The organism is Mesorhizobium sp. (assembly GCF_005063415.1).
In the GTDB taxonomy this organism is placed as follows: Bacteria; Pseudomonadota; Alphaproteobacteria; order Rhizobiales; family Rhizobiaceae; genus Mesorhizobium.
The window spans coordinates 1-10775 of record NZ_SUEG01000032.1 but is presented as its reverse complement, the minus strand read 5'-3'; the positions used below and the strand labels follow the sequence as shown (position 1 = coordinate 10775).

The following is a 10775-nucleotide window of genomic DNA, read 5'->3' as shown; positions in this document are numbered from 1 at the left end:
GGAATACAGGACTAGCCGATGCGACCGCCGCTAGCCGGATCGAACAGATGCAGCGATGCCGGATCAGCCGACAGGCGCACGGCCTCACCCGGCTTCACGCTGGCCCGGCCCATGGCAAACACGCAGACCTGCTGGCCGGCAAGCCTGGCATAGAACTGGGTCGACAGGCCGAGCGGCTCCACCACGCCCACCTCGCCTTTCAGCGCACCATTGTCGGCGAGCCGGATATGCTCGGGCCGCAAGCCGACGGTGATCGCATCGCCATCCCTTAGCGGCAGACCGTCCGGCAGCCTCAGCTTCTGGCCGTCGGCCAGCACGGCATCCGGCTTGGCGCCCTTCTCAACCACGGCAGGCAGAAAATTCATGCCGGGCGAGCCGATGAAACCGGCAACGAACGTGTTGACCGGCCGGTCATACAGATCGAGCGGCGCACCGACCTGCTGGACGAGGCCGTCATGCATGACGACGATGCGGTCGGCCATGGTCATGGCTTCGGTCTGGTCGTGGGTGACATAGACCGAAGTGGTCTTCAATTGCTGGTGCAGCGCCTTGATCTCGGCCCGCATGTGGACGCGCAGCTTGGCGTCGAGGTTCGAAAGCGGCTCGTCGAAGAGAAAGACCTTCGGGTCGCGCACGATGGCACGGCCCATGGCGACGCGCTGACGCTGGCCGCCGGACAATTGCCGCGGCAGGCGCTGCAGAAGCGCATCGAGCCCGAGCCGCTTGGCGGCACCGTCCACCCTTGCATCGATCGCCGGCTTGCCGGCCTTCCTCAGCATCAGGCTGAAACCCATGTTCTTCGACACGTCCATGTGCGGATAGAGCGCGTAGGACTGGAATACCATGGCAATATCGCGGTCCTTTGGCGCGATATCGTTGACCAGGCGCTCGCCAATATGGATTTCGCCGCCGGAGACCTCCTCCAGCCCGGCGATCATGCGCAGCAGGGTCGATTTCCCACAGCCGGACGGGCCGACCAGAACGACGAACTCGCCGTCGGCGATTTCGAGATCGACCGCGTGCAGGACGCGCACGGCTCCATAGTCTTTGCGGACTTTGTCGAGTGTGACGGAGGCCATCGATCTATCCCTTGACGGCACCGGCGGTAAGACCGGTGACGAGGTAGCGTTGCAGGAAGGCAAAGAAGACGCAGACCGGGATCAGCGCCAGGATGGAAGCCGCCATCATCTGTCCCCAGTCGACCGCGAATTTGCCGATATAGGTGAGCAAGCCGACCGCGAAAGTCTTCTGGTCGTCACTGGAAATCAGCATCAGCGCAAACAGCAACTCGCTCCACGCGGCGGTAAAGACGAAACCGAGCGTCGCCCCCATGCCGGGCAGCGTCAGCGGCACGATCACCTTGCGCATCGCCTGCAGGCGCGTGCAGCCGTCGATCATGGCCGCTTCTTCCAGGTCTCGCGGGATGCCGTCGAAGAAGGATTGCATCAGGAAGGTCGCGAAGGCCGTATTGAAGGCGGTGTAGATGACGACGAGGCCGGTCAGGCTGTTGATGAGGCCGATCTGTCCCATGATGCGGTAGATCGGCGGAATGACCATCACCAGCGGAAAAGTCTGGGTGAGCAAAAGCAGGATGGCCAAGGTCGCCTTGCCGCGGAAGGAAAATCGCGACATGGCGTAGCCGGCAAGCGTGGCAATGACCGTTACGAAGGCTGCCGTCGACACCGAAACGATAACGCTGTTCAGGAAGTAGCGCGGAAAATCGGTGGCTTCGAGCACGGTGATGAAGTTCTGCAGCGTCGTTTGCGACGGCCAGAAAGTGATGCCTTCGGAATAGAGCAGCCGCTCGGGTGTGACCGAGATCTTCAATGTCCAGAAGATCGGGAACAGCGCGAAGGCCATATAGGCGCCGATGGCGCCGTAAAGGCCGATACCGCCGAGAATGCGCGAGGAGACGGAGCGTCCGGCAATCATCAGACGTGCCTCACCAGAGAGCGGCGGATGCCGATCAGCGCAATCGCATAGACGATGAGCAGCACAAGCAGCAGCACCGCCACCGCAGAGGCATAGCCCTTGTCCAGCGACTTGAACGCGCTGACGTAGATATAGACCGGCACCGTGGCCGTCGAACCGGCAGGCCCGCCTTCGGTCATGACGAAGATCAGGTCGGCGAAGGTGGCGATCCATATCGTGCGCAGCATAACGGTAATGACGATGGTCGGCGCCAGGAACGGCAGCGTCACCTTGGTGAAGCGCTGCCAGGGCGAGGCGCCGTCGATCGCCGCCGCCTCATGCAGTTCCGACGGGATCGACTTCAGCGCCGCCAGAAGCGTGACGGCAAAAAAGGGAATGCCGAACCAGACATTGGCGACGATCGGTCCCCACATGGCTGTCGAGGGATCGGACAGCACGTTGGTTGGCTCGGCTTTCAGCCCCACTGCGTAGAGCCAATGCGGCAGCGGCCCGATGATCGGATTGAACAGCCAGGCCCAGGTCAGGCCGGAGAGGAAGGACGGCACCGCCCAAGGCAGGAACACCACCGCCTGCACGATCTTTCTGCCCCGGAACGGCGTGTCGAGCAACAGCGCCAACCCAAGTCCAAGGAAGAATTGGAAGAACAGGCTGGCTGCCGTCCACCACAGCGTGTTGACGAGCGCCTGCCCGAGCACAGGATCCGACAGCATCGCCTGATACTGCCCAAGCCCGACATATTCGGATTTGAATGCGGAGAATTTGCGGAGCGAGTAGCCGATGCCGATGACCAGCGGCACCAGCAGCACGACGACCAGCAGCACGATCGCCGGGCTGAGATAGAGCCAGGGCTCGATCGCGGCATGGGATAGCCGCTTCTTTCGCGGCCTGCCGGCGGATCGTATTTCGGACACGGCGTAGGTCATTGGTGCTGGATCGTCTCCTGGAGCAAGCATGGGCTGGCGACAGCGCTCTTCTCCCCGTTTACGGTGAAAAAGATGCCGGCAGGCAGATGAGAGGCAGCACGAGCCAAGTCGGGTTGGCGCCGCTCCTCATCCGTCACTTCGTGACACCTTCTCCGCGTGAACGGGGAGAGGGAACAAAAGCTATTTCTTGTTCTTGGCCATCCAGTCCTGCTGCTCCTTGGTCAGGAACTTGGCCCATTCGTCGGCCACGTCCTTGGCCGCCTTCTGACCAAGCAGCACTTCCTGAAAATTCTTGATCGCCACCTGGTCGACGAAATTGCCGAGATTTTCCAGATGCGTCGGCGGCGTCACCATCTCGTATTTGTCGCCGTTGTTCAGTTCCTCGAACCAGCCTTTGAACTGCTCGGTCCTGAAGTGAGCGTCCTGGTCGGCGCCGTTGTGGATCGGAATGACGCCGACTTCCTTTGCCCACTCCAGATTGTCCTTGGGCGACAACAGCGTCGCCATCAGCTTCCACGCATCGTCCTTGTGCTGGGAATTGGCGAACATCGCCCAGCCGGCATAACCGAGCGTCGGATAGGATTTGCCGCTCGGCCCGGCCGGCATCGGCGCCACGGCGAAGTCGTCGGCGCTCATCTTGTCGGCGATGCCGAGGAGCGCGTCAGGATCCTGGTTCAGCATGGCGCAGGTGCCGCTGTAGAAGCCGGTGACGGTCTCGTTAAAACCCCAGCTCACCGCATCTTTCGGCGCCAGGCCGTTCTTGTACATGTCGGCGAGCATCTGCAGGCCCTTGACCGAGCCTTCCTCGTTGATGGTCGAGGTGCCGTCCTCGTTGAAATAGCCGCCCTTGCCGGCGGCGATGTTCATGAACATATGCATGCCGTTGAAGGCGCCCGGGCCGCCGCGCAGGCAGTAGCCATATTTGCCCGGTATCGCCGAGATCTTCTTGGAGTCTTCGACGAATTCATCGAGCGTCGCCGGCGGACCGTCCAGGCCGGCCTCCTTGAACAGCTTCTTGTTCCAGAACAGCGCGTTCAGGTAATAGCCGTAAGGGATCATGTACTGCTTGTTGTCGACCGTCGAGCCGAACTGCTTGGCACGCTCGCCCAGCGTTTTGGCATCGTCCCATTTGGCCATGTATGGCCCGAGATCCTCGAGCTGGCCGTTGGTCGCATAGAGACCCATCCAGCGTTCCGGCATCTCGACGATGTCGGGCGTGTCGCCGGCCTGCACCATGGTGAGGAACTTCTCGAACGCCTGGCCCCAGGGCAGCGATACGAGTTCGACCTTGACACCCGGATTGGCCGCCTCGAATTCGGCGATCTGCTTCTTGAGGAATTCGGTGCGCGGCGGACTGGTGATGACCTCGACCATCTTGACCGTGGAATCGGCCAGCACGCTGCCGGCGGAAATCGCCAGACCCGCGACGGCACCAAGAAGGATGCTCAGTTTCTTCATGTTCAGCACTCCCATTTTGAACGGCTCCTTTATCTTTTTGCTCTGTCAAAGGCCTGGGCAACATCCGCCCACAGGTCTTCGACACTTTCCAATCCGACACTGAAGCGGATGGTTCGCGGGCTGACGCCGAAGCGCGCCATCGAATTCAGGCCCGGCGTCTGCTCGAGCGAGGCCTTTGCCGGAACGACCAGGCTCTCATGGCCGCCCCAGCTGACGCCGATGCGAAAGAGTTTCAGCGCATCGACGAAAGCCGGAATGTCAACGTCTTCCGTCACCTCGAATGAGAACAGCCCGGCATAGCCGGCAAGCGTCGCCTTGCCTGGATGGTTGGAATAGGCCGGGTGGTTGACCCGCTCGACATTGCCATGCGCCTTCAGCCGTTCGGCGATGGTCAGCCCGCTCTTCATGTGATGCGGCAACCGCAGCGGCAATGTGCGCAGGCCACGCAGCAACAGCCAGGCCTCGAAAGGCGAAAGTTTGCCGCCAAGATAAGAATAGGTCTGCTCGTTGATGTGTCGAATATGGGCCGCCGAACCGGCCACCACACCGGCGACGGTATCGCTGTGGCCGCCGAGATATTTCGAGGCCGAATGCAGCACCAGGTCGACACCGTGCGAAATCGGCTTCTGGAACACCGGGGTCGCCCAGGAATTGTCGATCGAGGTGATGATGCCCTGCTCTTTGGCCAGCCTCGCCAGATGGGTTATGTCCTGGAGCTCGAACATCATCGACGTCGGGCTTTCCAGGTAAAGCAGCTTAGCGCCGGGAAGTGCTGCGGCGACCGTGTCCGGATCGGACCCGTCGACATAGTCGACCTTGATGTTGAGCCGTGGCAAAAGCCGCTCGAACAGCCGGTAGGCATCGCCGTAGCAATTGCGCACGACAACCATGCGCTCGCCGGCGCCGACGAAAGCAAGCACCGTGGCGCTGATCGCCGCCATGCCGCTGGAAAAGCCGCGCGCGGCCTCTGCCCCTTCGAGAGCGGCGACACGCGCCTCGAATTCCATGACCGTCGGGTTGTCGCCGCGCGAATAGATCGGCTGGCGTCGCCTGCCGGCGAATGTGTCGGCCATCTCGGCATAGTTGGCGAAGGTGAAAAGTGAGGTCTGGTAGATCGGCGGTACCACCGCACCGCCGGGGAAAGGCGCGTCATGGGCGAGAAGCGTCGCCGCCGAGGCGAGATAGTCGTTTTCGAAATCGGCGGAATGGTCGCTCATTTCTGGCCTGAAAGTTTGAGTTTGGCCGCACCGCGCTTCAGATCGTCCTCGACGGTGGCGATCAGCTTGAGCGCCTCGGCCCGGGCCCCCTCCGGATCGTGCGCGGCGATGCGTTCGTAGATGGTGCGGTGGTAAGGGAAGCTGGCGTGGCCGAAGTCGCGCACGCCGAGCGGATGTTCCCAGAAACGATGGAACAGCTCGTGCATGGCGGCGATGATCTGCTCGAACAGCGGATTGCCGGAAGCGCGGTAGATCGACTGGTGGAATTCCCAGTCCTCCTCCGCCGACATGCCGGCGCGCGTGTGAAAGGCCTGCTCCATGATGTCGAGCTTGCGCGCGATCTCGGCGATCTCGGCCTGGCCCGCGCGGACGGCGCAAAGGGCTGCTGCCTCCGCTTCCAGTGCCCGGCGGATTTCCAGCGTCTGCATCAAGCTGGTGAAATCATTGCCGCCGGCCAGCGTCAGCGGCATGTGCAGCATGTCCAGCGAGACAACTCCCTTGAGATAGGTGCCGCTGCCTTGCCGCCGTTCGACCAGGCCGAGTCCTTCCCAGCGCGTCAGCGCCTCGCGCACCGTGTTGCGGCTGACCTTGAGGCGCTCGGCAAGGATGCGTTCGGTCGGCAGTCTCTGGCCGGGCCCGAGAGCTTCCTGCATTACAAAGCCGGCCAGGGCCTTGAGCACCGCATCATCACGAGCAGTTGCCTGTATGGGGGAGAGGCCGAATTCGGTCATACCAACGGGTCACCAAAATGGCTCAATGGTCCAACCAATTTCTGCATAGAAGACAGGCCCTGTCAACCGACTGCAGGCGCATACGCTCTGCCCAGCCGGCTACTTCAAAGGGCGCTGTCGCTGTCGCGGCAAAAACCCATCGTTTTCCGGGCCTTGACGCAGAATGCTGATGTGTTTTGAAAGGGGGCCGGCCGGCGTTTGGCAGCGGTACGAGGAGGCCACTATGTGCCAGCGCCGGCCGGCCGACCCCACGGACCCAGGAGATGCGGCGGACCTGAGCATCATGGGGTATTCTTCGGGTCGAACCGGCGATCTAGCCTCGTGCCGGTTACGTCTAACGGCTGCACATTTGCGCAACAACTTATGGAAATCAACCGTTTCTTAACCAAGCCTCGCAAATCGCTTGGATTAAGGTAAATTCGTAACCTTGTCGCGTTGACTGGCCAATTGGTGTTCGGTGCTAAGCCGCCTTGGCGACGACGCGATTGCGGCCGCCGCTCTTGGCTTCGTAGAGCGCGAGGTCGGCGCGTTTCATCAGCGCCGCCACGGTGTCTACGCCTTTCAGGACCGACGACACGCCGACGCTGACGGTGACTTCGACGGCCTTGTCTTCGGTGCCGACGGCAAACGGCAGTTGGGCGATTTCGGCGCGAATGCGCTCGGCGACCTTTTCGGCTACCGCGCCGTCGGTGTCCGGCATGACCACGACGAACTCCTCGCCGCCGAAGCGGCAGGCTAGATCGATGCCGCGCACATTCTTGCGCAGCCGCCGGGCGAATTCGCGCAGCACGTCGTCGCCGCCGTCATGGCCATGCGCGTCGTTGATGCTCTTGAAGCGGTCCAGATCGGTGATCATCACCGATAGCGGCCTGCGCCGTGCCACGGCGCGATCAAACAGCGTCTGCAGATGGCTGTCGAGATAGCGGCGGTTGTGCAGGCCGGTCAGGGCATCGGTCACCGCCATCTCGATGGTCTGGGTGACGCTGGCGCGAAGCTGGTCGTTGTAGCGCTTGCGCCGCACCTGCGTGCGCAGCCGCGCGGTCAGCTCCTGCTGGTCGATCGGCCGCATCAGATAATCGTTGATGCCGAGTTCGAGGCCGCGGATGATGCGCCCCTCCTCGCCCTCGTCCGCCAGAAGGATGATTGGCAGGAAACGGGTGCGATCGAGCGAGCGCAATTGCGAGCAGAGCCTCAGCGGGTCGAAATCGGCGAAGGCCGTCGAGATCATCACGCATTCATACGGCTGCTCGGCGGCCTGGAAGAAGCCGGCATGCGGATCGTTGGCGACGTCGAGATCGGCACTGCCGCGCAGCATCTTCTGGATGCGCTCGAACGAGGATTTGCGCTCGTCGACCAGCAGCACCTTCGGCACGGCGTCGTCGGTAGCGAAGTTGCGGCTCAAAAGCTCCTCGATGCCGATATTGCGTGTCGTCGAGGCGCGCAGCCGCAGCTCGTCGGTCAACGATTTCAGCCTGACCAGGCTCTTGACGCGCGTCATCAACTGCAGATCGTTGACCGGCTTGGTCAAAAAATCGTCGGCGCCGGCCTCGAGGCCACGCACCCGGTCCGAAACCTGGTCGAGGGCGGTGATCATCACGACCGGGATGTGTGATGTCGCCGGCTCGCCCTTCAGCCGCCGGCAGACCTCGAACCCGTCCATGTCGGGCATCATCACGTCGAGCAGCACGACGTCGACCTTGCCGTTCTCGCAGATCTCGATCGCATCCGGCCCGTTGGTGGCGGTCAGAACCTCGAAATATTCGGCGAGCAGCCGAACCTCCAGCAGCCTGACATTTGCTGGGATGTCGTCGACGACGAGGATCCGCGCGGTCATTTCACAAAGCTCCGGCTCGGCTGGAAAGGCGCATCAGGCATCGCCTAGGTAGGATTTGATGGTCTCGATGAAACGCGGCACCGAGATCGGCTTGGAGATATAGGCCTCACAGCCGCCCTGGCGGATGCGCTCCTCGTCGCCCTTCATCGCGAAGGCGGTGACGGCGATGACCGGGATGACGTGGAGATCATCGTCCTCCTTCAGCCATTTGGTGACCTCGAGGCCCGACACTTCCGGCAGCTGGATGTCCATCAGGATGAGGTCCGGCCTGTGCTGCCGCGCCAGATCCAGCGCTTCCAGGCCGTTGCGTGTGCGCACCGTCTCGTAGCCGCTCGCTTCAATCAGGTCGCGAAAGAGCTTCATGTTGAGCTCGTTGTCCTCGACGATCATAACCTTCTTAGGCATCGATTTCCCGTCCCGGCTGGGCTTCCACTCGAAGGGTGCCGTCATGCGCCCCTTGTCGGCACGCACCAAACCTGTTCCCACTATACGGCAATATGATTGACGAAACGGAAACCGGCCGCCCGAAAAGCGTTCGGATTCCAGGTCGGCGAGCTTGCTGCCGGCAACACTTGCCACTACTGCGAAAACAAAACTATTCCGCCCACGAAGGAAGGTACCGATGGCAAACGCAGCGTCAATGCGCGAAGAAGCGGAAACCATTGCCGTAAAGGCGTTGGGCTTCGTCGCCGCCGATCCGGAACTTCTGCCCCGCTTCCTGGCGATCACCGGCATCGAAGCCCATTCCATCCGCCGGGCGGCCGGCGAGCCGGGATTCCTGGCCGGCGTGCTGCAGTTCATCCTCGCCCACGAGCCGACGCTGATGCGTTTTTCGGAGGAGACCGGAACGCCACCCGCCGCAGTCGGCAAGGCATTGCGGGCGCTGCCGCTCGGCGACGACAATCATGAGCATTCGATATAAGCGGCGATCCCGAGACAGCGGGCAGATCGAAGAACTTGCCGCCGACAACGGGCCAGTGCTGATGCTCTATGGCGTTGCCTCTTCCCCACTGTCGTCCGTCCCGACGGGGTCGGCCGCCTTCAGCATGGCGCCGTTGACCATCACCGAACCGTCGGCTTTGGTGTTGATCACCCATTCAAGCCGGCCGTCCGGCAGCGTCTTGCCAAACCCTTTGATCGCCAGCGCGCCGGTAAAATACTGCGCGGCCTGCGGGTCCGTCTTCGCCGCCGTCTGCAAGGTCTCCACGATCTTATCGTAGCCGGTGATGTCGATTGTCACATCCGCACGCGGCTTCTTGCCGGGGAAGGTCATCTCGCCTTCCATCGCAATCTCGATGTTGCCGTTCTTGATCGTGCTGTGTCCGAGAATGGCCTTTGGGGTCTTGGCCAGGAAATCAGCGGAAATCTGGTCGCCGAAATCCGCCGGCAGCGGTGGATCCTTGCTGAAATCAAGGGTTTCGATGGTTTTCTTCGCCATGCTGTCCAGATCGATGTTGGCGCCGCCGAAGTTGAGGTCGATATCCGTCGGCAGCAACGCAACGCTCCAGCTGGGCAGCATCTGCTGCGGCAGCGTCAGGCCGGTGGCCTTGATCGCATAGGCTATCTGACCGTTCTGCAAGATACCGTCCATCCCGACCGCCGTGCTCAACTGTGTCGCACCGAAATTGCCGAGCTGGGTCTCCACCACGAAATCCTTGAAGCTGTAGGTGCCGTCTATTCTTTCCCACAGCGGCAATGCGGCGAGCAGACGCGACTTGAACTCCGCTTGGTTCGCCTTGAGCTTGGCCTCATCCTCGTTGGCCACGGCGAAGGCAAGTAAATCGAGCAGCGGCTTTGTCCGCATGCCCTTGCCCGTCGCATCCACCGCCGCGTGCGGCGATTTGACATTGTATGAGAATTTCAGACCGCTCTTGGGATCGTCCAGTCTGACGGTTTCGGCAAAGCCGGTCATTGTCTGTGAATACGCAAAATCTATGCCGCCATTCGCTGATTTCGTCGCGCTCAAGCTGCCAGCGCCGCCATCCGCAGAGGCTTCCACATTCTGCAGCGGGCTTTTTACACTCATCGTCACGCCCGAAGTGGAACCCGAGGCGTTCACAAAGGCCGCCAGATCAGGGTCATAGATACCGGTGAACTTGTTGTTTGAAATGGAAAAGTCGATGTGCTGCGGCCCCTCCGGACCGACGAAATCAACAGATCCCTTCGGAGACACGTCCACCGAAACGTCCCACTGACCATCTTTGCGCGGCTTCGCCAGAACGAAGTAAGGCGTGGAGTCCAACTTGAAGGATTGCTGCTTTGCCAGCAAATCCGTGACCGGCTTGAAGTCGAAAGCGATCTTGTAGGCATCGCCCTCGACTGAAACTTTCACGAACCCAATGTCGAACGGCTTCTTGCCGATATAGTGCGCCAGATCGTCGGAAAGCTGCTTCGCGCCTTGCCTGTCGACCGCTTGGCCGAAGGCCGGTGCGCTGCAGGCAAGAAGTAAAACAAGTGGCAAAACGCGCTTCACGTCGATCCTCACTAATCGCGGCCCTCAAGCCGTTTCTATCACTGGTAGGCAAATACCATCACAGCCGCAAGAGAAGGCCTATTTGTTGCGGCGGCTGTTACAGCACAAGGCGCACCAGCGGCCGGCCCGGCTTGCGCTCGACCAATCGCTGGAACCCGGCTTTTTCGAAGACCCGCGACGAGCCGACGAACAGCCCGATCGAGCGCG

At 61.6% G+C, this 10775-nt stretch carries 10 protein-coding genes and 1 pseudogene; 1 reads left to right on the top strand and 10 read right to left on the bottom strand.

The genetic code is table 11. The annotated features are described in order from the left end of the window. Window positions 1-11: 11 nt before the first annotated feature. The 8 genes from ugpC to E5W70_RS11410 all read right to left on the bottom strand — a co-directional run bounded on the left by ugpC (window position 12) and on the right by E5W70_RS11410 (window position 8500). The gene (gene ugpC, locus E5W70_RS11445; RefSeq protein WP_292657798.1) at window positions 12-1079 is read right to left on the bottom strand and encodes a sn-glycerol-3-phosphate ABC transporter ATP-binding protein UgpC; all 1068 of its coding nucleotides are present in this window, start codon (window positions 1077-1079) and stop codon (window positions 12-14) included. A 4-nt stretch (window positions 1080-1083) separates the two neighbouring features. After that, window positions 1084-1932 (bottom strand): carbohydrate ABC transporter permease, encoded by an 849-nt coding sequence (locus E5W70_RS11440; protein WP_292657796.1) that lies wholly within the window; start codon window positions 1930-1932, stop codon window positions 1084-1086. Further along, entirely contained in the window at window positions 1932-2855 is a 924-nt protein-coding gene (locus E5W70_RS11435; RefSeq protein ID WP_292657793.1) for a sugar ABC transporter permease, read from the bottom strand. The genes E5W70_RS11440 and E5W70_RS11435 overlap by 1 nt, the downstream gene beginning before the upstream one ends. Before the next feature lie 180 nt (window positions 2856-3035). Then, window positions 3036-4313: a sugar ABC transporter substrate-binding protein gene (locus E5W70_RS11430; protein ID WP_292657790.1), complete on the bottom strand. Its 1278-nt coding sequence runs from the start codon at window positions 4311-4313 to the stop codon at window positions 3036-3038. A gap of 29 nt (window positions 4314-4342) precedes the next feature. Next, on the bottom strand, window positions 4343-5530 hold the full coding sequence (locus tag E5W70_RS11425) for a PLP-dependent transferase (RefSeq protein WP_292657788.1): 1188 nt from the start codon (window positions 5528-5530) through the stop codon (window positions 4343-4345). Then, window positions 5527-6261, bottom strand: a complete 735-nt coding sequence (locus E5W70_RS11420) for a FadR/GntR family transcriptional regulator (protein WP_292657785.1) — start codon at window positions 6259-6261, stop codon at window positions 5527-5529. The genes E5W70_RS11425 and E5W70_RS11420 overlap by 4 nt, the downstream gene beginning before the upstream one ends. A gap of 460 nt (window positions 6262-6721) precedes the next feature. After that, complete coding sequence (locus E5W70_RS11415) at window positions 6722-8095, bottom strand: PleD family two-component system response regulator (protein ID WP_292657782.1); 1374 nt, start codon at window positions 8093-8095, stop codon at window positions 6722-6724. Between the two features lie 33 nt (window positions 8096-8128). Beyond that, on the bottom strand, window positions 8129-8500 hold the full coding sequence (locus E5W70_RS11410) for a response regulator (protein WP_006334976.1): 372 nt from the start codon (window positions 8498-8500) through the stop codon (window positions 8129-8131). Between the two features lie 217 nt (window positions 8501-8717). Between E5W70_RS11410 and E5W70_RS11405 the strand changes: the two genes are divergently transcribed. Then, the gene (locus E5W70_RS11405) at window positions 8718-9017 is read left to right on the top strand and encodes a DUF3572 domain-containing protein (protein WP_292657779.1); all 300 of its coding nucleotides are present in this window, start codon (window positions 8718-8720) and stop codon (window positions 9015-9017) included. 66 nt (window positions 9018-9083) lie between these two features. Here the strand turns inward: E5W70_RS11405 and E5W70_RS11400 are convergent, their stop codons facing one another. Further along, on the bottom strand, window positions 9084-10568 hold the full coding sequence (locus tag E5W70_RS11400; protein WP_292657777.1) for a hypothetical protein: 1485 nt from the start codon (window positions 10566-10568) through the stop codon (window positions 9084-9086). Window positions 10569-10665: 97 nt separating this feature from the next. Further along, window positions 10666-10775: pseudogene (locus E5W70_RS11395) on the bottom strand (GNAT family N-acetyltransferase); the annotation flags it as partial.

Coding starts and splice junctions, on each gene's coding strand:
- ugpC (WP_292657798.1), bottom strand. CDS start 1,079: ATGGCCTCCGTCACACTCGACAAAGTCCGCAAAGACTATGGAGCCGTG.
- E5W70_RS11440 (WP_292657796.1), bottom strand. CDS start 1,932: ATGATTGCCGGACGCTCCGTCTCCTCGCGCATTCTCGGCGGTATCGGC.
- E5W70_RS11435 (WP_292657793.1), bottom strand. CDS start 2,855: ATGACCTACGCCGTGTCCGAAATACGATCCGCCGGCAGGCCGCGAAAG.
- E5W70_RS11430 (WP_292657790.1), bottom strand. CDS start 4,313: ATGAAGAAACTGAGCATCCTTCTTGGTGCCGTCGCGGGTCTGGCGATT.
- E5W70_RS11425 (WP_292657788.1), bottom strand. CDS start 5,530: ATGAGCGACCATTCCGCCGATTTCGAAAACGACTATCTCGCCTCGGCG.
- E5W70_RS11420 (WP_292657785.1), bottom strand. CDS start 6,261: ATGACCGAATTCGGCCTCTCCCCCATACAGGCAACTGCTCGTGATGAT.
- E5W70_RS11415 (WP_292657782.1), bottom strand. CDS start 8,095: ATGACCGCGCGGATCCTCGTCGTCGACGACATCCCAGCAAATGTCAGG.
- E5W70_RS11410 (WP_006334976.1), bottom strand. CDS start 8,500: ATGCCTAAGAAGGTTATGATCGTCGAGGACAACGAGCTCAACATGAAG.
- E5W70_RS11405 (WP_292657779.1), top strand. CDS start 8,718: ATGGCAAACGCAGCGTCAATGCGCGAAGAAGCGGAAACCATTGCCGTA.